Genomic DNA, 21,683 nt, shown 5'->3' with positions numbered 1-21,683 from the left:
CACTGTGTCACTAAAATGCAAACTCTTTTATTAATAACCAATTAACCCTTACAATTACCAAAACCTATTTGGATTAAGCTAAAAATTTTAGGATTTTTGCACATCCAAAAAGTTCATAGGCAATAGATCATACATCATTGCAAACTATTGGTTAGACCACAGGTTTCCTTTAAGGTTTAATTGATAATGCAAATTTCTGCCATGATCTGTGAACCATCAACCACGCGCTAAAAACATGATCAAGGAAGCAGAGAAAGATCCGAAGAAACATATTATTATAAAAGGGGCAAGGGTACACAACCTTAAAAACATGGATGTTGCCATCCCCAAAAACAAGCTGGTGGTTATCACGGGCATGTCGGGGTCGGGTAAATCATCCCTGGCGTTTGATACTTTGTATGCCGAGGGGCAGCGCCGCTATGTGGAGAGCCTGTCATCATACGCGCGCCAATTTTTGGGCCGTATGAACAAGCCCGATGTGGACTATATTAAAGGTATAGCCCCCGCCATCGCTATCGAGCAAAAAGTTATTACCAGCAACCCGCGATCTACCGTGGGTACTTCTACCGAGATTTACGATTACCTTAAACTGCTTTTTTCGCGCATTGGTAAAACCATTTCGCCTGTATCCGGTGGGTTGGTTAAAAGAGATTCGGTGACCGATGTGATCAATTTTATTACGGCCTTGCCGGATGAATCACAGGTGACCATACTTTGCCCCCTGCATCCGCATAACAACCGCAGCATTAAAGAGGAACTTGCCGTTTTGATGCAAAAAGGTTTTGTAAGGGTGGAATTTAACGGACAGGTATCGCGTATAGAAAGCCTGCTGGAAGACGAAACCATAGACGGGGCATCAATGGTGATGGACGAAGAAGCCACACCTGCAAAGGCCAAGAAAAGCAAAGCGAAAAAGGGAGAAGAGGTGGTTGAATCATCATTACCCGCGGTTTCGGTTGTGCGCATCGTTATAGATCGTATCACCAAGAATGAGGAAGACGAAACCATCAGCCGTTTAGCAGATAGTATCCATACGGCATTTTTTGAAGGTAAGGGCGATTGCTATGTGCAGTATGATACGTCGTCTGCACTCTCCTTCGGGGAGGGTTTGGGTGGGGCCGCCGAGCGCTTCTTCTGTGATCGTTTCGAACTGGATAATATCCGTTTTGAGGAGCCTACACCAAACTTTTTTAGCTTTAACAACCCTTACGGTGCCTGTAAAAAATGCGAGGGCTACGGTAAGGTTATTGGGATTGATGCCGACCTGGTTATTCCCGATAAAAGCAAAAGTATCTACGAAGGTGCAATTGCCCCGTGGCGTGGCGAAAAGATGCGCGAGTGGAACGACGTGCTGGTAAAAAGCTCGCTAAAGTTCGATTTCCCTATCCATCGCCAGTACAACCAGCTTACCGAAAAGGAACAGCAATTGTTGTGGACGGGTAACCAATATTTCCGTGGGCTTAATGCTTTCTTTAAGGAGATGGAGGAGCAGACCTATAAGATCCAATACCGTGTATTATTATCGCGCTACCGGGGTAAAACTACCTGCCCCGAGTGTAAGGGGAGCCGTTTACGCAAGGATGCAACCTATGTTAAAATAGACGGCAGATCGATCACCGATGTTGTGCTGATGCCTTTAGATACCGCGCTGGAGTTTTTTAGCAACCTTAAACTGAACGAAACGGATGCCAAAATTGGTAAACGATTATTGTTGGAGATAGTGAACCGCCTGGTGTTTTTGAACGACGTAGGTTTGGCGTATTTAACGCTTAACCGATTATCAAACACACTATCGGGCGGCGAATCGCAACGGATCAACCTCGCTACATCTTTAGGGAGTAGTTTAGTGGGGTCGATATATGTGTTGGATGAGCCGAGCATTGGCCTGCACCCGCGCGATACGCAGCGGTTGATTACGGTACTTAAATCGCTTCGCGATGTGGGTAACACAGTTTTGGTGGTAGAGCACGAGGAAGAGATCATGAAAGCAGCCGACCATGTTATTGATATTGGCCCCGAAGCCGGTACGCATGGCGGTAACCTGATATTTACCGGTACGTACGACCAGATAATTGTAGATGACAACAGCCTTACAGGTAAATACCTGAGCGGTCGCGAGCAAATAGCCATACCAACAAGTCGCCGTAAATGGAGCGACTTTATAGAGATAAAAGGCGCGCGCGAAAACAACCTTAAAAATGCCGACGCTAAGTTCCCGCTGGGGATCCTTACGGTGGTAACAGGCGTGTCCGGCTCGGGTAAAACCAGTTTGGTGAAACGCATCTTCGCGCCTGCCCTGCAAAAAACGCTTGGCAGTTATAATGGCGACCAAAGCGGATCATTCGATAGCATCGAGGGCGATTACAATAAAATTGAACAGGTAGAGATCGTAGATCAAAACCCGATAGGCCGTTCATCACGCTCCAACCCGGTTACTTATGTTAAGGCCTGGGACGAGATCCGTAACCTATATGCCGCATTGCCTGTATCTAAGGCCGCGGGCTTAAAACCATCGGCATTTTCTTTTAACGTTGAGGGTGGCCGCTGCGATGTTTGCCAGGGCGAAGGCGAAGTAAAGATAGAAATGCAGTTTATGGCCGATATCTTCCTTACCTGCGAGGCCTGTAACGGTAAACGTTTTAAACAGCACATACTGGATGTTACCTACAACGAGAAGAACGTATCTGAAGTGTTGGAAATGACCATCGACGAAGGCCTTGAGTTCTTCGCGAAAGAGCCAAAGATCTTGGCCAAGATAAAACCTTTGGTTGATGTTGGTTTGGGTTATGTGCAGTTAGGTCAATCGTCTAACACGCTATCAGGCGGAGAGGCGCAACGTATCAAGCTGGCATCGTTCCTGGTGAAGGGTAACAATACCAATAAAACGCTTTTTATATTTGATGAGCCTACCACAGGTTTGCACTTTGCAGATATTAAGAAGCTGCTGAAATCGTTCGACGCGTTGTTAGAGCATGGCAATACCATCATTGTTATTGAACACAATATGGACGTGATAAAATGCGCCGACTGGGTGATAGACATCGGCCCCGAAGGCGGCGACCGTGGCGGTAAAGTAGTATTTGAAGGCTTGCCCGAAGATCTGATAAAAGTTAAGGACAGCTACACCGGCCAGTTTTTAAAGGAGAGATTTTAGGGACGGAGAATAGTGAGTGGTGATTAGAGAGCGGTTCTCGAAATCAAAAAGGCGATGAGGTTTACTTATCGCCTTTTGCTTTAGTCTTGTTATGGTGAGCCTGTAGAACCATTGCCAGCGCATAAAGTCTTCGACAAGCTCAGACTGACAACCTTACCTCGCTCGCAATGACATATTTTTGATTATTTCTTTACATAGGGAAACGGCACCTTCACCCTTATGTCAGTATCTTCGCCGGCTTTGTTGGTGAACTTTGCTTCTTTCATTATGCGCAGGGCCTCTTCATCGCAGCCATAGCCCAAGCCCTTTACTACCGATAAGTTTTTGGTGTCGCCGCCACCGCTTACGGTAAGTTCAATGGTCACAAACCCGGCGATATTATTGGTTTTAGCTTGCTCCGGATATATGAGTTTGCTGTAGATGGCATCATTACCGCCAACAGGGCTAATAGGTGATTCATCTTGCGGGGTTCGGATATAGTATAGGCTTGCGGGGTTTGGGTTACTCACCGACGATGGCACTATATAATTAATACCCCATTGTTTCAAATATACTTCCAGGGGCGGCAAGCCTGCCTTTTTACGCCGAACATTTACAAAGGCTTCGTCCCCGATAGGGAATATTTGTATGCCAACTCCTTTGGTTTCGTGCAGTTGGGTTCCGTAAACTTGTGGCTGGCCCTTGTCAGTCCTGATCCTGTCAACCATTAAAGGTAATAACGATGGGGCAAGTTCGCCTTTATCTGCTGCTTCTATAAACACGGGGAGGTATTTCTCTTGCGCATCGTTTTCATTATGCTGTACAACCATAAAGGCAACCTTACTAAGGTATGCGCCCACCAAAGTTTTGCCGGGGTACCCATATTGGGATATTATGGCATCTATTTTTGCCAGGTTAGCCCTATCGGAAACACCCTGTTTATTCATTAACGCCTTATCCTGCTCCGAGTTTTGCCCGTACTTTTTTGCCGCAGCTATGGCTGCTACGCGGTACTGCTGGTCATCACTATAAATGGCCGTTAATTCGGCAACCAGCTTTTTATTGGTTTGCGCGAAAAGGGTGGTTGTTGATAAGATGAGTAAGGCGGTAAGTTTTAGGAGTTTCATAATTGAAATTTAATATTGATAAGACATTCAATTATTCGAATTAATTAAGCTGATTTGCTTTATATTGATACTGCGCTTTTTTATTTCAATAGAAAATTCCACGCTATCTTCAACTGGCTTATTTGATATGGTACCAATTGCCGGTTTCCACGCGGGGGCTGCCATTATTAATTTCTTAAGGGCTACTACAAAATCATTATCGGCAGCATTGCCACCGCCTACTTGCTGTAATATCATGGGTTTTGTTAGCCTACCTTCTGTAGAAATTGTGCTGGTGTAAACAAGTTTAGTAACATTCAAATCCTTAGGCGCAATACGGCGGATCTGAATGTTTAACGAGTCGGTAAACGCCGGGCTTATAACTGCCGCTGTGTTATTGCTTTGCGCGAACAGGGAAGTGGTAAATAAAAGAAAAAGGATGGTGAGTTTTAAATTTTTCATAGATGGAAACTGTAGATAGCGAAGATAATTAAATGATTTGCAAACTTCCTAAATCGTACATTAATGACGTGGCGGATATTCATCCACAAAAAAAAGCCTCCCCAATCAGGAAGGCTTTGTTAAAATCCGATCCCGATAGCTATCGGGACTCAAATCTAAAATTAAGAAATCATTTGCCTGCGGATGATGTTCAGCGCCCCGCCTGCTTTAAACCACTCTATTTGCTGTGCATTGTAAGTGTGGTTTACCGGGAAGCTTTCTGTTGTGCCATTTGCATGGTGTAACACTACGGTTAACTGTTGGCCGGGGGCGAAGGTGGTTAAGCCGGTAATGTCAATAACATCGTCCTCTTGTATTTTTTCGTAGTCGTTGGTATCTGCGAATGTGATACCTAACATACCCTGTTTTTTAAGGTTGGTTTCGTGGATACGGGCAAATGATTTTACCAGTATGGCACGTACGCCTAAATGGCGTGGCTCCATCGCCGCGTGCTCGCGCGATGAACCTTCACCGTAGTTCTCGTCACCAACAACTATAGATCCAATTCCGTTGGCCTTGTAATCGCGCTGTGTAGCCGGAACCGGGCCGTATTCGCCTGTCAGTTCGTTTTTAACGCTATCTGCCGTGTTGTTGAAATAGTTGATAGCACCGATCAGCATATTGTTAGATATGTTATCCAGGTGGCCACGGAACTTCAACCATGGGCCTGCCATAGAAATATGGTCGGTGGTACATTTACCGCGGGCTTTTATTAACAGTCTTAAACCTGTAATGTCGGTACCTTCCCAGGCGGTAAACGGCTCTAATAATTGTAAACGCGCTGATGTTGGGCTCACAATTACATCAACACCGCTGCCATCTTCGGCCGGTGCCTGGTAGCCTGCATCTTCAACAGCGTAACCTCTTATCGGCATTTCAATGCCTTGTGGCTCGTCAAATCTAACCTGCTCGCCGTTTTTGTTTATTAAAGTATCGGTAAGTGGGTTAAAGGTAAGGTCGCCGGCAATAACAAACGCGGTTACAATTTCCGGAGAGGCTACAAAAGCGTGCGTATTAGGGTTACCATCCTGGCGTTTAGCAAAGTTACGGTTAAACGATGTGATGATAGAGTTTTTACGGGTAGGGTCGTCGGTGTGGCGTGCCCACTGGCCTATACAAGGGCCGCAAGCGTTAGCCAATACAACACCGCCCATGTTCTCGAAAGTACCTAAGTAACCATCGCGCTCAACCGTGTAGCGCACCAATTCCGAACCCGGGGTGATGGTGAACTCGGCTTTGGTAACTAAGTTTTTATCGATAGCTTGTTTTGCGATAGATGCAGAACGGGTAATGTCTTCGTAAGATGAGTTGGTACAAGAACCTATCAAACCAACCTCTAACTTCTCGGGCCAGTTATTCTCACGAACAGCTTGCGCGAATTTAGAAATAGGCCATGCCAGATCCGGTGTGAACGGGCCGTTAACGTGTGGCTCAAGTTCTGACAGGTTGATCTCGATCACCTGGTCAAAGTAAGCTGCAGGGTTCGCGTAAACCTCGTCATCACCGGTTAGGTGAGCGGCAACAGCATCGGCAAGGTCGGCAACTTCGGCACGTTGTGTACCGCGCAGGTAAGTGGCTATCTTTTCGTCGTAACCAAAGATAGAAGTGGTTGCACCTATCTCGGCACCCATATTACAAATGGTACCTTTACCCGTAGCAGAAAGTGAACGTGCGCCTTCACCAAAATATTCAACAATAGCACCGGTACCACCTTTTACGGTTAAGATACCTGCTACTTTCAAAATAACGTCTTTTGCTGATGTCCATCCGGATAGTTTACCGGTTAGTTTTACACCGATAAGTTTAGGGAATTTTAGCTCCCATGGCAAACCTGCCATCACATCACAGGCATCGGCACCGCCAACACCAATAGCTACCATACCCAAACCACCTGCATTAGGTGTGTGCGAGTCGGTACCTATCATCATGCCACCGGGGAACGCATAGTTCTCTAAAACAACCTGGTGGATGATACCTGCGCCGGCTTTCCAGAAACCGATACCGTATTTATCAGATACAGATGAAAGGAAGTCGTAAACTTCGCGGTTAATATCAACCGCGGTATTTAGATCGGCAACTGCGCCAACTTTTGCTTGTATCAAGTGATCGCAATGTACGGTTGATGGTACTGCAACCTGCGGGCGGCCTGCCTGCATAAACTGCAATAGCGCCATTTGCGCTGTAGCATCCTGCATAGCAACACGGTCTGGTGCAAAATCAACGTAGTCGGTACCGCGTTCAAAAGCTTTTTTAGCATCGCCTTCAGAAAGGTGAGCGTATAATATTTTTTCGGTTAGTGTTAAATGTTTACCGGTCGCTGTACGGGCAGCATCCACACGGGTGCTGTAGCGATCATAAACCTTTTTGATCATATCTAAATCAAAAGCCATAATGTTTGATTTTTAGTAGGTAATAGAATATAAGACGGCCTAATAACCGACTTGCGGCGAATTTACAAAATATAAACTTTATTCACAGTCAGGCCTTTGTACAATTGTTATTTGGATAAGTTCTAAATAAGAGCCCCCTACCCCCTAAAGGGGGAACTTTTGAAAATCCTATTCCCCCTTCAGGGGGTTAGGGGGCTTTACTCACCTCTATCAACTTATCACTTCCGCCATTGCTCGTAATAATATACACCTTACCATCGGGCGATACGGCAACATCGCGCATGCGGCCATACTTGCCTTTGTAAAAGGTGTTAACGGTTTCCACGCCTGTGCCTGCGGCGTTGAGTTTAAGTTGTAACAGTTCACTGTCTTTTAATACGGCCAAAAGTAACGAGCCTTTCCATTGCGGGATGGCGTTGTTGTTATAGTAATCGATGCCGGATGGCGCGATGGTGGGCGTCCAGTTTCGGATGGGTTCTGCTACGTTATTTGCGGTGCAAAAGGCTTTCTCTGCATCGGTATTGCAATATCCTTCCACATTGGGCCAGCCAAAATTGCGGCCTTTTTGAATGATGTTCACCTCGTCATCGGTATTGTTGCCGTGTTCCGAGCTGTATAACTTGTCGCCAACAAACACCAGGCCTTGGGGGTTGCGATGACCGAAACTCCAAACGGGACTGCCTGCAGTCGGGTTATCTGCGGGGATGCTGCCATCCAGGTTAATGCGTTGAATTTTGCCTGCCGGGTTGTTCTTATCCTGCGCCCTTGATGATGTTGCCGCGTCGCCGCTGGTGATGAATAGTTTTTTATCCGGCGAGATAGCCAACCGGGTACCATTATGATTAGTTGCCGCGGGGATATCGTCCAGCAGTACAACCGGGTTAATGAGCGTGCCGCCACTGTAAGTAAATTTTACCACCTTTTTGGTGTAGGTGCCGCCCTTGTTATAATTGTAGGCCACAAAAACCTCGGGCACAGTTGCAAAATCGGGATGCAGTACCATCCCTAAAAGCCCGCCTTCTCCCTGCGAAACCACATCTGTTAAGTTTTTAATTAGGGTGATAGCCCCCGTTCCAGGGTCAATACTGCTGATCTTGCCGCCGCGTTCGGTTATCCATAGTTTGTTATCGGGCCCCCACAAAACCTCCCAGGGAAAGGTGAGCTTATCGGTTAAAACTTTATCGGTAAGTTCTGCGGTACTGCCCGGTGTTTCTGGTGTATTGCCGTTGATAGTATTATCAGGCGGGTTTTTCTTACAGGTGCTTAATACTAAAAGGCCTGCCAGCGCTGCCACAGTTATCCATGCTCTCATAATCCTTAAGTTTAATGTGCTGATAATTAAACAACAGGGATAGAGGGGATTTGTTGTGGGCCTCTCCCCAACCCTCTCCGAAGGAGAGGGCTTAAAAAAACATTTGCTTTAATTTGCTATTAACTGTTAGAACCGCTTTTAAGTAGTTGTAATGTTTCAAGTTGAGTAGATACTTCCGGCGATATTATCGGACGCTATAAACGTGATGAAGTGAAGCTTTCTATCGAAGTGGTCATCCGCATGGTGAATCCAAGATTTTCAAACTCATCGACAAAATGCTGACCAACAAGAACTTTAAAGACTTCATCCAAAAAAGTGTGGCTACGCTCTAACATTTTGGAACTTTTTTTAGTTACATGTTAGAAGCAAGAGCTACAGATATGTAACACTTCTGCAAAATAAAAAGATCGACTATTAAATTGCCTCTAACTCCGCTTTAGCCAGATAGTATAATTTCTCTACATACGCTGAAGTGCCATAAGCAACAGCATCCTTGAGCTTTCTGTAATATCCGTGATTATCTTTACCTTCTAATAGTTTGATAGCTATCACAAAATTTGCTTGACATAACTGCCTTTCTTTTAATATTGGAATATCGGATACGTATGAAAATAATTCATTTTCATTTATATCGCTTACTAAATAATGACCAATGGGACCTGGCCAATTTATTGCACGCTTCGCTTTAAGTATATTTTTTATAGATTTTATAGCTGTAAATCTTAATTTTTCTTCTCCCAATTTTATTCCCGCAAAATATAAAAACACTTGTGTGCCTACTCCGCCCGCAGCATCCTTATACAAACTTTTTTTTGACTGTTCCCAATCCGCAACAGCTTGTCGCTCATTTCCAATTATCCAATTTCCAATTCCGGAAAAATGAAAATCCGTCTCTGAATCACCCTGTCGGTATTCAATTAATTTGTCGCTTAACGAAATTGCGTCTATATACTTATGTAAATGAAATAAAGCGTAAACTTTATTTCTCAAGGTTAACAAATCTCCAGTTTCCGCATATTCCTTATCAGCGAGTTCACAAGCATCTTCAAATTTATTTTGCTCTATTAGCGACCAAACACTTAATTTTTGTTCCATATTCTATTATTGTAACTTCCCTGTAGCAGGGTCATAAGTTAATTTCGGGGTGCGACGGCTTGTGTAATGGCAGGGAGGGGTTTGTGCGTAATGTATGTCGCATAAACCCCTCCCTACACCCTCCCGTTGGGAGGGGATCGCACAGGCCTCCGCTTAGATAGTGACGTCTGTAAGCCCTGCAAAAGTGTACCCCTCTTTGCTCCAGTGTTCCATTGCCACAGGTAAAACATGCTCTAACTTATGAAAGGCCTTTACACTATCATGAAACAGTACTATTGAGCCATCTTTGACATTGTTAAGCACGTTTTTCAATGCGTCTTCCTTTTTTAGCGCCATGTCAAAATCGCCGCAAAGTACATCCCACATAATTATCTTAAGATCGGGGCGGGCCTCTTTTAAAAGTTTTATCTGGTCGCGTTTAATGCGGCCGTATGGGGGGCGAAAAAGAGGCGTGTCTAAAACCTCGTTGGCTCTTTTAAAGTTTTCCAGATAGATTTGGCTGTCTGTTGCCCACCCCTTAAGGTGGTTGTAGGTATGGTTGCCGATGGTATGGCCTGCTTTTTTAACATCGGCAAACACGTCCGGGTGCTTGCGTACGTTGTCGCCAATGCAAAAGAATGTGGCCTTTGCATCGTGCTTTTTTAAAATATTTAATACGAATGGTGTAACAATGGGTATGGGGCCGTCGTCAAAAGTCAAATAAATGCAACGGGCACCTGGTTTAGTATCCCAAATTAATTGAGGATACAGCTTTTTAAGCCACCAGGGAGTTTTTACCAAATACATTCGTAAAACGTTTAAGTATTTTATTAATTAATCAACAAGATCCGAGCTTGCAAAGTAAATAGCTTTACTTACAATTGTATATAATTTATTATGAAACTAAACTTACCAATCACAAAAGTAACTATTGCTTGCCTCATATTACTTTCTACAGCGAACTTTACCGTTAAGGCGCAGGAAGTTATTACTTTACAAAAAGCGATAGACCTTACACTTGAGCGCAATTTAACCATAAAACAAGCGCAGTTTAGCGAAGCGATCTCCGAAGAAAACCTTAAGCAATCTAAATACAACCAACTACCAAATTTAACGGCGGGCCCACAGGCTTCGTTAAACTTCGGCCGTAATATCGACCCTTCTACCAACCAGTTTACCAACCAGCGTATCTTTGCATTAAATGGTACACTTAGCTCGCAGGTAACGCTTTTCCAGGGCGGGCAATTGCGCAACCAGATTATAGAAAACAAGTTGCTGCTTGGGGCCGACCGCAGCTACACCGCTAAAATAAAGAACGACCTTATTTTAAATGTAGTTACCCAGTACCTGTTAATATTAACTAACCAGGATCTGGTGACAGCTGCAAATCAGCAAATAGATATTGCTAAGATAACTTTAGACAGGTCACAAAAAAACTTTGATGCAGGTAACCAAACACAGGCCGATCTATCACAAGCAAAGGCATCACAATCTACTGCAGACCTGAACTACACCAATGCCGAAAACCAATTAGAGGCATCGGTACTTACACTGAAACAATATATGGAGATGCCATCGGCAACCCCTATAGCATTTGAAAAGCCCGACATCAGCAAGTTTAAAAATGTAAATATTGCATACAATCCCGAGGACGTTTTAAAAACTGCTTTAGCCGTTAACCCGGATGTAACTTTAGCCGAAGCAAAACAGAAAGCTGCTGAACAGGATATAAAGGTTGCAAGGGGTAATTACTACCCAAGTGTTGTGCTATTTGGCCAGGTAGGTACAAACTATTCTGATGCACGTCGTTTACAAGGCACACCATTTGCAACCGGCAGGGTAGATACGGTAGGGTTTGTTCAAAACACCACTAACGCGGTTACGGTGCCAAATTACTCTTTCCCTATACTGCACTACCCCATTGGGAGGCAGTTAAGTGATAACTTTAACCAAGCCGTTGGTGTAACCTTACAGATCCCGATATTTAACAGGTTTAGCGCGCGTACATCTGTACGTAAGGCAAAGATCACTAACGAGAATGCCGTTATAACGGCTCAGCTTGCTAAAAATACGTTAAGCAAAATTATTTACCAGGCGGTTTGGGATGTGCAGGCGGCAAACAAAAAGTACATATCTACCCAGCAAACGTATAATGCTAATAAGGATGCTTTTAACGTGATACAACAACGTTATAACGTAGGTTTGGTAAACTCGCTTGATTACAATACGTCATTAACAAATTTAAACAGATCGCAGTTTGACCTGATCCAGGCACAATATGAAGTGGTATTCCGGAGCAAAGTGATCGATTACTACTTGGGTAACCCTATAACACTATAATTAAACACACAAACACAATCCTAAAATTATCATGGGAAAAACTACTAAATATATACTGATAGGCCTTGGCGTACTGGTTGTTCTATTGATCGTTGGTAAAGCTACCGGTATTATTGGCAAACCGCAGGTAACGCAGGTCGCTGTCGAAAAAGCCGATAGCCGCGATATTAACGAAACAGTATCTGCAAGTGGTAAAATAAAACCGCACATCGAGGTTAAAATAAGCCCCGAGGTATCCGGGGAGGTGGTTGAGCTGCCAATTAAAGAAGGCGATGTGGTTAAAAAAGGCCAGTTGCTATGCCGTATCCGCCCGGATATCTTAAAATCGGGTTATGACAGGGCTGTGGCATCATACAATACCCAAAAGGCAAGCGTTGGCAACTCGGCACAAATGCTGAAACAATCGCAAGCTACTTTTGCCAACCAGGAGTCTATCTACAAACGTAGCAAAGAGCTTTTTGACAAAAAGGTATTAACCGTTGCCGAATTTGAGCAGGCTAAGGCCAACTACGAAGGCGCGCGTGCAACCTTAGAGGCATCTAAACAAAACGTAATAGGTTCTACCTATGGTTTGGCACAATCGCAGGCATCTGTTAAAGAAGCACAGGATAACCTTGCCAAAACAACTATTTACGCGCCGGTTGACGGGGTGGTGTCAAAGCTTTCTATTGAGCAGGGCGAGCGTGTTTTGGGTACCCAGCAGTTTGCCGGTACCGAGATCATGACCATATCTGACCTGAGCAAAATGGACGTGAATGTTGATGTGAACGAGAATGATATTAACCGTATTGCCGTTGGCAACCAATCTCAAATTGAAATAGACGCTTTTTTAGGTAAGAAATTTACGGGTGAAGTTATCGAAATAGGTAGTTCTGCAAACGTGGTAGGTACCAATGCCGACCAGGTAACCAACTTTACAGTTAAAGTACGCATCACTGCACAATCATACATCGATCTGTTGAGGAAGAATGCAGAGAACCACTCGCCGTTCCGCCCGGGATTAACCGCTACGGTTGATATCCAAACCAACCATGTAAAAGCATTGTCGGTGCCTATCCAATCGGTAACCACCCGCGACGAGAAGAAAGCCGATGCTAAACCGGCCGATAGCCAAAAAGATGATACTAAGAAAACGACCGGCGCACCTGCAAAAGAATATGTTTACGTTTTACAAGGCAACAAGGTGAAACAAGTGCCGGTAACAACAGGCATACAGGATGATACTTATATACAAATATTAAGTGGCCTTAAAGGCGGCGAGGAGGTGGTATCTGCGCCATTCGCGGCCATCTCAAAAACACTGAATGATGGTATGATCGTAGAAAAAGTAGATAAATCTAAACTATTTACCGGCGAGCCTAAGAAATAGGTTCTTGAGGTTAAAGGTAAAAGGCGAAAGGTTTGAGGACTTTTCGCCTTTTTTGTAAAGTAGCTAATTATCAAATACTTGCTTAATTTTTAGAGGTGTCTAAAAATTAAGTAATTGATAATGAGCATATTGTAAAATGTTCACGGTGGTCATGGCTGTGAACGTGAACACTTATACTTATTTTTCTAATGGCAGGTATTATACTTTTACCTTTCCCCTTTAACCTTTTACCTCAAATATTCCCCGTCCCGATAATATTTCATTAATTTGCATAACGGGAAAACCAATTGCCCGTTTGGTACATTACTGACTTAATGCTTAAGCAAAAAAACAAGATTGCTGTTGTGGGCGGCGGAAGCTGGGCCACCGCGAATATTAAAATGCTTACCGATAACACTACCGAAAAGGAAATTTTTTGGTGGATGCGCAACGGTGAAGCTGTAGAACACATCCGTAAATTTGGGCATAACCTGCACTACCTAAGTTCGGTAGAAATAAAGGTACGTGCCGCAAACATCTCTACCGACCTTAAATCGCTGATACAGGATGTTGACTATATCCTGCTGAACGTACCGGCTGCTTTTCTTAAACAGGCACTTGAGGGTATTACCCCGGCGGATCTGAAGGGTAAAAAGATAGTATCCGCCATAAAAGGTATCGTGCCCGATGAAAATAAGATCATTGGCGAGTTTTTGAACGAGAACTACGAAGTGCCGTTTGACCATATCCTGGTGATAAGCGGCCCATGCCACGCCGAGGAGGTTGCGCTGGAAAAACTTTCGTACTTAACCATCGCCTCTAAAGATGAGGAACTGGCTGCCGAATTTGCCGGCATGTTAAGCACCCGATACATCAAAACCATCGTGTCCGATGATATATATGGCACCGAGTACGGCGCTGTACTGAAGAACGTTTACGCCATTGCCAGTGGTATTTGCCACGGTGTAGGGTATGGCGATAACTTTCAGGCGGTATTGATATCTAATGCCATTCGCGAACTGGAAAGGTTTGTGAATAAAGTGCACCCGATAGACCGCGATATAAAAGAATCGGCCTACTTAGGCGATCTGCTCGTTACTGCTTACTCGCAGTTTAGCCGTAACCGTACTTTCGGTAATATGATAGGGAAAGGTTACACAGTAAAATCGGCCCAGTTAGAGATGAATATGGTTGCAGAAGGGTATTATGCAGTAAATTGCCTACACCAGGTGAATAAGCAATACAACGTTGATATGCCTATCTGTAATGCCGTATATGCTATTTTATACAAGAAAAGCACCCCTGTGGTCGAAATGCGGAAACTGGCAGAGAAATTGAGTTAGTAACAGCAGTTACTAAACAAAAATTCCAAATGAAAAATCTATTCAAATCGGCCTTGTTCGCTGCTTCGTTATTCGCGGCATCATCGGCCTTCGCACAAACACATAAAGACACTACACTTGGCCAAAAAATTGGTACAACAGCAAAAAAAGGCTGGCATGCTACTAAAAAAGCCGGTAGCGCTGTAGGTAATAAAACCGCAGAGGTTGCATCAAAAGGTGCATCTGCAGTGGCTGATAAAAAATTCGATGAAAAAGTGGCGCCGGGTGGCCAAACCATTTACATCGATAAAAACTCTTATTATTACTACGTGAACAAAAAAGGCCATCACATTTACGTGCCAAAAGCAAAACTGGTTGATAAACCTGTAAAATAATATTTGTTAAAGCACCGGTTTACCAACCGGTGCTTTTTTATTACCTTATTCGCGCTATGAAAATAAAAGCTTTACTAATTGTTACTGTATTTGGTGCTGCCACCCTGCTAACCGCCTGCGAAAAGCACGAGTCCAACAAAAAAGTACTTGGCGACTGGAAATCTAAAGACGCCAACGTTACACTTAAAATAACCGACAAAAAGTTTATTATGGATGGGGATGTACAAAACGCCGAGGATTATTTTACAAAAGGCGATACCATATTCACCTCGTTTGAAGGTAACCAACCCTACACAAAATTTGTGATCAAAAAGCTTGACGGGCAGCACATGGATTTGCTATACCCGGATTCGGTGGTAGTGGCGTTTAGCCGTTAAAACAAAAACCTCCCGGATGATAAACAAACGAGAGGCTTTGTAAACAAAACTAAACTAAAACTATGCTTCCGGGTAACTAATCCGAAAGCTCTTATGAAACTAACTAATATTAAAACCTTCTGCGGCGTTCAGGGCGCTCTTCGCGGGGTTTGCCAGAGAAATCACGGAAACCACCACCGCCGTTGCCGCCGCCACTGTTCCTGTCCCTGGTACCACCTTCGCGGCGTCCGCCACCACCACCACTATTCCTATCACGGTTGTAACCGCCACCGCCTTCGCGCCTTTGGTAACCACCTTCACGTTTTTCGCCACCGCCGCTTCTTGGGCTGCTGGTGCCTTCGCCAGATATTTCGATCCTAACTTCGCGGCCTTTAAATTCAACGCCTTTAAAGTTGTTCACTACCTGGTCAACATCGCCGTTGCTTACTTCAAAGAATGAGTAAACACCTTTAACATCAATTTTACCAACGGTGCGCCCGCTTATTTTAGAGTTGTTGCAAATGTAACCCAGCAAATCGCCGCGGTTAAACTCATCAACACTACCTAAGTTAATAAACAAACGTGTGTATTCTGATTTGCCACCAGCCTCGCGCATACCGCGCTCGCCTCTTTCACCATCTCTGCTGCGATCATCAGCAGGGGCGTTAAGGTCTGGTGCATTTTGATAATAATCTAAAAAGCGGTTAAACTCTAACGATGCAAAACGTTTGATCACATCCTCTTTGCTTAACTCAGCAAACTCATCCATAATACGCGGTATGTATTGCTCAATTTGCTCTTCGTTTATGGTTACGTTATGTACTTTGTGTACAAGTGCAAATAACTGTTTTTCGCAAACATCAAAACCTGTAGGTATTTCGGCTTTTACAAACTTTTTACCAATTACACGTTCTATCTGGCGAATTTTACCAAGCTCTTTGCTGTTGATGATAGCGATAGATACACCCATTTTACCTGCACGGGCTGTACGGCCACTACGGTGTGTATAGTTCTCGATCTCATCTGGTAAGCTGTAGTTAATAACGTGTGTAACATCATTAACATCAATACCACGTGCTGCAACATCAGTAGCAATTAATAACTGCAGGCTGCGTTCGCGGTAGCGTTTCATTACCTTATCGCGTTGTTGTTGTGATAGGTCACCATGTAAAGCATCGGCGTTGTAACCGTCTTTAATTAGTGATTCAGCAATTTCCTGAGTTTCAATTTTGGTACGGCAAAATACGATACCAAAGATCTGTGGGTTATTGTCAACAATACGTTTAAAGGCAGCGTATTTATCACGGGCACGTACTACGTAGTACTCATGCTCGATATTTACATTACCTGTATTTTTTTCGCCCATGGTTAACTCAAAAGGGTTATCCATGTATTTTTTAGCGATCCTTCTAACCTCAGAAGGCATAGTGGCTGAGAACAACCAAGTTTTTTTCTCGTCCGGAGTGGTAGATAAAATACTGTCAATGTCTTCCTGGAAGCCCATGTTGAGCATCTCATCAGCCTCATCCAATACTACAAACTTAACCTGCGAAAAATTGATCGCCTTACGGTTAATGATGTCAAGCATACGGCCTGGTGTGGCAACAACGATCTGTACACCACGTTTAATTTGGCGTAACTGATCCTGAATGCTGGCACCGCCATAAACTGCAACAACATGTACGTTGTTCATTTTTTTGGCGTAGTTATTAATGTCGTTCGTGATCTGTAAACAAAGTTCACGTGTTGGGCATAAAATAAGCGCCTGCGGATGATTTTCTTCGAAATTAAGCAGTTCTAATAACGGCAGTCCAAAAGCAGCTGTTTTACCGGTCCCTGTTTGGGCTAATCCGACAAAATCGTTGCTGCCTGTTAACAATACCGGAATTGACTGTTCCTGGATTGGTGTAGGATTTTCAAATCCTAACTCAGAGATGGCATTAACAATATCATGACGGATTCCCAGATTGATAAATGGGTTCATGAATTAAAATAACGTATTTGGCTACATCGCCAAATCGGGTGCAAAAGTACAATTAATATTTGATATTGCAAATACTCATTTTTAAATTTATGATACTGGTAAAATTACAGGTTAGATTGAGGTTAACAGGCTTAAAATCAACATGCTTTTTATGTTAATGATTTTGACATTAGTGTAGGGGGTACACATCGCCGGTTTTTAGCGTCTTTTAAAAAGTGTTAAACAATGTTAGGCCCTATTATGAAAACTACTGAAAATCAGCTATAATACCTATCTTTAAACACATTAATACCTTAGTATCATGAAATGCCTTGCCAAAGCACTATTATCAACCCTGTTATTATTGCTCACGATAGTTAGTTACGCGCAGCAAAAACCAGATAAAGACACCACTAAATATGGTAATAACCCTGCCGTGGGCAAATTTGTAACCTTGCGTGGTTTTAAAATGTATTACGAGGTGTATGGTAAAGGCGAGCCGATGCTTATCATTCATGGCAATGGCGGCTCTATCAATAACTTCAGGTACCAGATCCCATACTTTGCCAAGAATTACCGGGTGATACTGGCGGATAGCCGCTCGCAGGGGAAATCTGTGGATACTAAAGATTCCATCACATACGAAATGATGAGCGATGACCTGAACGCGCTGATGGAACACTTGCAAGTAAAAAACGCGAATGTGATAGGATGGAGCGACGGCGGTATAGAAGGTTTATTATTAGCCATGAACCACCCCGACAAAATAAAAAAACTTGCTGTTACGGGTGCCAACCTTTGGCCCGATACCAGCGCTGTAGATAAGTTTATTTATGATTACGCCATGAAAATGAACACCGTTGCGGCCGATCCCATGAAGAAGATCAAAAACCCAACCGATGACATGAAGGTACAGGTAAAATTGCTGCACTTGCTTAGCTATGAACCGCATATTAAACTGGCCGCATTAAAGAAAATAACCTGCCCAACTCTCGTGATAGGCGGCGACCATGATGTGATAACCACCAACCATACTATGCTGATCGCGGAGAATATAGCTAACGCTTACCTTTGGATCTTGCCCAACTCGGGCCATTCTACCCCGATATTTTATCGGGACATGTTTAACCAGGTTGTAGGCGATTTTTTTGCCAAGCCTTACAGAAAGGTAGAAGGATTTGGGAGGTTTAATTAGGTTTCTTACCTCAACCTATCTGCCGATTTTACCAGCTTCTCATCCCTTTGGATTGCTTTAATAGCGAAGATGATAAGCACAATACTTAACGAGGTTAAGAACAAGCCGATGCCCATATTTTTGTACTCCAGGGTTATTGGGCCAACTACGTTTTTAACGGTTTGGGCCATCCAAAAACTATAACCTATCATTACCAATATTGCCACATAGCTTATAGTGATCTGCTGCTTGCGGTTCTTATATAAAAAGATCAAAAATAGTGGGATAATAGCTGCCAGTACTGTAGCAATGGTAAGCGGGAGAAAGGGGTGGGTCTGCTTGTCTTGTCCGTTCACTATTTCATAAACGCCGGTTACGGTTACATTAACCAGTTTGCCATCCACAAAAATGTTGTGGGCAAGCGGGAATACGAACAGCGCGAAGATCACTAATGAAGCGAAAAGCAGGTATATCGATTGGATTCTTTGTAGCATTTTATTGATTGTAAGTTGTAAGCAAATATAGAATGGTATTTGGTAAATCTAAAATCGTAAATGATGTTAACTTTGCGCCGTGGCAAACACCCAACGATACTTTATTGAACTGGCTTACGATGGTACAAATTACCACGGCTGGCAGGTACAGCCAAATGCCGTAACCGTACAGGAAGTATTGGACAAAGCCCTCAGCACTTTGTTACGCCAACCCATAGAAACCATCGGCTGCGGAAGGACTGATACCGGCGTGCATGCAACAGAATACTTTGCGCATTTAGATGTTGAAGCCCCCCAGCCCCCTGAAGGGGGGATAGGAGATGCTTTTCAAAAGTTCCCCCTTCAGGGGGTTAGGGGGCTCAACGCCCTGCTTCCGCACGACATCGCAATCAAAAATATTATCCCCGTCCATCCCGAAGCGCATGCCAGGTTTGATGCCAAGCTGCGGTCTTACGAGTACCATATCCATTTTGAAAAGAACCCATTTTTAAACGGTTACTCGTGGCTCATTCGCGATAAACCTGCTCTGGAGCTTATGAACCGGGCGGCAGCAATAGTCATGGAAGATACAGATTTTAGCTGTTTTAGTAAAAGTAATACGCAGGTTAAAACCAATAATTGTAAAATTGCAAAAGCGGAGTGGGTGCAGACCGAAAACGGGATCGTTTTCCATATCTCTGCCGATAGGTTTCTGCGCAACATGGTGCGTGCTATTGTGGGCACGTTGCTGCAGGTTGGCCGTGGTGAGATGCAGCCAGAAGAGATCCGCAAGGTTATCGATAGTAAAAACCGAAGCAAGGCAGGCACAAGTGTACCGGCATGCGGGTTATATTTAACGGAAATAAAATACTCTTATTCGTTAGCCCCCTAACCCCCTAAAGGGGAAACCGAATTTGAGATGTAAATTTATGAGTAAAGAAGAAAATAAAAAAGATACTTCAAAAGCTCCCCCTTCAGGGGGCGGGGGGGCGAGCGTTACGGGCAAAGCGCTCGACTGGAAGCTGCTGGGCCGGGTTATGCATTATGTAAAACCTTATAACCGCACTTTTGTAATAGCTACTTTCCTTACTATATTTTTGGCCGCTATTGCCTTGGTGCAGCCCATATTGATACAGCGGACACTCGATGTAAATATATTGGGTAACGATTACAACGGGCTGGTTTTTATGGTTGGGCTGATGATAGCCCAGTTGCTGGTGCAAACCGTTGCCCAGTATTATCAAACCTATTTAACCAACGCGCTTGGCCAATCCGTAATTCGCGACTTGCGGAAGGATGTTTTTAACCATATCACCAGCCTGCGTCTAAAATATTTCGACCGTACACCAATCGGGATGCTTATCACCCGTACGGTATCTGATCTGGAGACCATTGCAGATATATTTTCTGAGGGGTTGATCTCCATTATGGGCGATATGCTGTTGTTAATAGCCGTTATAGGTTACATGATGTGGCAGGATTGGAAGCTGGCGTTGATAACCCTGATACCGATGCCTTTACTTTTTGCATCTACCTATGTGTTTAAAGAAGCCATCAAATCATCTTTTCAGGAAGTGCGTACGCAAGTGGCGCAGCTGAATACATTTTTGGCCGAGCACATCAGCGGCATCAGCATCATCCAATACTTTGCCCGCGAGGAGCAGGAGATGCGGAAATTCCGGTCGGTGAACGAGAAGTACCGCGATGCTAACATCCGGTCTAACTGGTACTATTCTATCTTCTTCCCGGTGGTAGAGATTTTGTTTGCTATCTGTATCGCACTGCTGGTTTGGTATGGCTGTAAACGCATCCTGAACGATCAGCAAATGCACGCGTTATCGGCTTCGCCAAATGGAATCACGCCGGGTGTAATTACAGGGTTTATCGTGTTGCTGAACATGCTGTTTCGACCCATACGCCAGCTGGCCGATAAATTCAACACTCTGCAAATGGGTATGGTAGGTGCCGACAGGATCTTTAAAGTGTTAGATACCGACGAGGTTGCTACCGATGATGGTAAACTTGCCCCGGCCGTTTTGCAGGGCGCGATAGAATTTAATAACGTTTGGTTTGCCTATAACGACGAGAATTGGGTGTTGAAAGATATCAACTTCCACATAAAACCAGGTGAAACGCTGGCTTTGGTGGGTGCTACCGGCGCGGGTAAATCATCTACTATTAACATCCTTAATCGCTTTTACGACATCGGCAAAGGCGAGGTAAAGGTAGATGGGCACGACATCCGCGAATATAAAGTTGATTATCTGCGATCAAAAATCGCCACGGTTATACAGGATGTATTTTTGTTTACAGATACCATCGGCAACAACATCAGCCTGAATAATCCCAACATTACAAGAGAAGAGATCATCGCGGCAGCAAAAGATGTTGGCGCACACGATTTTATTGAGCGTCTGCCCGGCGGTTACGATTATAATGTGATGGAGCGCGGCGCAACCCTATCTGCAGGGCAGGCACAACTGATTTCGTTCATCCGTGCGCTGGTTTATAACCCGGCTATTTTGGTATTGGACGAGGCCACCTCATCCGTAGATACCGAAACGGAATTGCTGATACAAAGTGCCATTAATAAGCTGATGCAGGGCCGTACGGCTATCGTTATAGCCCACCGTTTATCAACTATCCAAAATGCCGATAAGATCATCGTGCTTGACCATGGCGAGATCAAGGAAATGGGCACCCACCAGGAATTACTACGGATTGACAACGGTTATTACCGCAAACTATACGACCTGCAATTTAATTCGGCAGGTATAGCCAAACCACAGGAATAAT

Annotated in this window: 17 protein-coding genes; 9 read left to right on the top strand and 8 right to left on the bottom strand. The window is 44.1% G+C overall.

Going from position 1 to position 21,683, the window contains the following annotated elements; genetic code table 11:
• Positions 1–235 precede the first annotated feature (235 nt).
• Positions 236–3,154: an excinuclease ABC subunit UvrA gene (gene uvrA / locus ACVW0P_RS13870; protein ID WP_457132642.1), complete on the top strand. Its 2,919-nt coding sequence runs from the start codon at positions 236–238 to the stop codon at positions 3,152–3,154.
• A 182-nt stretch (positions 3,155–3,336) separates the two neighbouring features.
• Here uvrA and ACVW0P_RS13865 read toward each other — a convergent pair whose 3' ends face one another.
• The 6 genes from ACVW0P_RS13865 to ACVW0P_RS13840 form a co-directional block, all read right to left on the bottom strand.
• Positions 3,337–4,260: a TonB family protein gene (locus tag ACVW0P_RS13865; RefSeq protein ID WP_457132641.1), complete on the bottom strand. Its 924-nt coding sequence runs from the start codon at positions 4,258–4,260 to the stop codon at positions 3,337–3,339.
• A gap of 27 nt (positions 4,261–4,287) precedes the next feature.
• Positions 4,288–4,701, bottom strand: coding sequence for a hypothetical protein (locus ACVW0P_RS13860; protein ID WP_457132640.1), 414 nt, complete (start codon positions 4,699–4,701; stop codon positions 4,288–4,290).
• A gap of 161 nt (positions 4,702–4,862) precedes the next feature.
• Positions 4,863–7,130 (bottom strand): aconitate hydratase, encoded by a 2,268-nt coding sequence (locus tag ACVW0P_RS13855; protein WP_457132639.1) that lies wholly within the window; start codon positions 7,128–7,130, stop codon positions 4,863–4,865.
• A gap of 187 nt (positions 7,131–7,317) precedes the next feature.
• Positions 7,318–8,442 carry a PQQ-dependent sugar dehydrogenase gene (locus tag ACVW0P_RS13850; protein WP_457132638.1) on the bottom strand — a complete coding sequence of 375 codons (1,125 nt, stop codon included), beginning with the start codon at positions 8,440–8,442 and terminating at the stop codon, positions 7,318–7,320.
• 414 nt (positions 8,443–8,856) lie between these two features.
• Positions 8,857–9,537 (bottom strand): hypothetical protein, encoded by a 681-nt coding sequence (locus ACVW0P_RS13845; RefSeq protein ID WP_457132637.1) that lies wholly within the window; start codon positions 9,535–9,537, stop codon positions 8,857–8,859.
• A 153-nt stretch (positions 9,538–9,690) separates the two neighbouring features.
• Entirely contained in the window at positions 9,691–10,323 is a 633-nt protein-coding gene (locus ACVW0P_RS13840; protein ID WP_457132636.1) for a polysaccharide deacetylase family protein, read from the bottom strand.
• A 90-nt stretch (positions 10,324–10,413) separates the two neighbouring features.
• Between ACVW0P_RS13840 and ACVW0P_RS13835 the strand changes: the two genes are divergently transcribed.
• From ACVW0P_RS13835 to ACVW0P_RS13815, 5 genes are all read left to right on the top strand, one after another.
• A complete protein-coding gene (locus ACVW0P_RS13835) occupies positions 10,414–11,856 on the top strand; it encodes a TolC family protein (protein WP_457132635.1) in 1,443 nt (480 codons plus the stop codon).
• A gap of 31 nt (positions 11,857–11,887) precedes the next feature.
• Positions 11,888–13,225 (top strand): efflux RND transporter periplasmic adaptor subunit, encoded by a 1,338-nt coding sequence (locus ACVW0P_RS13830; protein WP_457132634.1) that lies wholly within the window; start codon positions 11,888–11,890, stop codon positions 13,223–13,225.
• Between the two features lie 314 nt (positions 13,226–13,539).
• Positions 13,540–14,547 (top strand): NAD(P)H-dependent glycerol-3-phosphate dehydrogenase, encoded by a 1,008-nt coding sequence (locus ACVW0P_RS13825; protein WP_457132633.1) that lies wholly within the window; start codon positions 13,540–13,542, stop codon positions 14,545–14,547.
• Between the two features lie 29 nt (positions 14,548–14,576).
• Positions 14,577–14,921, top strand: a complete 345-nt coding sequence (locus tag ACVW0P_RS13820) for a hypothetical protein (RefSeq protein WP_354432146.1) — start codon at positions 14,577–14,579, stop codon at positions 14,919–14,921.
• Positions 14,922–14,977: 56 nt separating this feature from the next.
• A complete protein-coding gene (locus ACVW0P_RS13815) occupies positions 14,978–15,298 on the top strand; it encodes a hypothetical protein (protein ID WP_354432147.1) in 321 nt (106 codons plus the stop codon).
• 109 nt (positions 15,299–15,407) lie between these two features.
• On the opposite strand, the gene ACVW0P_RS13810 is transcribed toward ACVW0P_RS13815, so the two are convergent.
• Positions 15,408–17,261: a DEAD/DEAH box helicase gene (locus tag ACVW0P_RS13810; RefSeq protein ID WP_457132632.1), complete on the bottom strand. Its 1,854-nt coding sequence runs from the start codon at positions 17,259–17,261 to the stop codon at positions 15,408–15,410.
• A 301-nt stretch (positions 17,262–17,562) separates the two neighbouring features.
• Here ACVW0P_RS13810 and ACVW0P_RS13805 point away from each other — a divergent pair, with 301 nt between their 5' ends.
• On the top strand, positions 17,563–18,435 hold the full coding sequence (locus tag ACVW0P_RS13805) for an alpha/beta fold hydrolase (RefSeq protein WP_457132631.1): 873 nt from the start codon (positions 17,563–17,565) through the stop codon (positions 18,433–18,435).
• A gap of 5 nt (positions 18,436–18,440) precedes the next feature.
• On the opposite strand, the gene ACVW0P_RS13800 is transcribed toward ACVW0P_RS13805, so the two are convergent.
• Entirely contained in the window at positions 18,441–18,908 is a 468-nt protein-coding gene (locus ACVW0P_RS13800) for a DUF4293 domain-containing protein (RefSeq protein WP_457132630.1), read from the bottom strand.
• Positions 18,909–18,987: 79 nt separating this feature from the next.
• Between ACVW0P_RS13800 and truA the strand changes: the two genes are divergently transcribed.
• Positions 18,988–19,779 carry a tRNA pseudouridine(38-40) synthase TruA gene (gene truA, locus ACVW0P_RS13795; protein ID WP_457132629.1) on the top strand — a complete coding sequence of 264 codons (792 nt, stop codon included), beginning with the start codon at positions 18,988–18,990 and terminating at the stop codon, positions 19,777–19,779.
• Between the two features lie 37 nt (positions 19,780–19,816).
• A complete protein-coding gene (locus ACVW0P_RS13790) occupies positions 19,817–21,682 on the top strand; it encodes an ABC transporter ATP-binding protein (RefSeq protein ID WP_457132628.1) in 1,866 nt (621 codons plus the stop codon).
• The last annotated feature ends 1 nt before the right edge of the window (position 21,683 follow it).

It is taken from the genome of Mucilaginibacter sp. UYNi724, from assembly GCF_054057495.1.
This window is presented reverse-complemented; position numbering and strand designations above follow the sequence as displayed.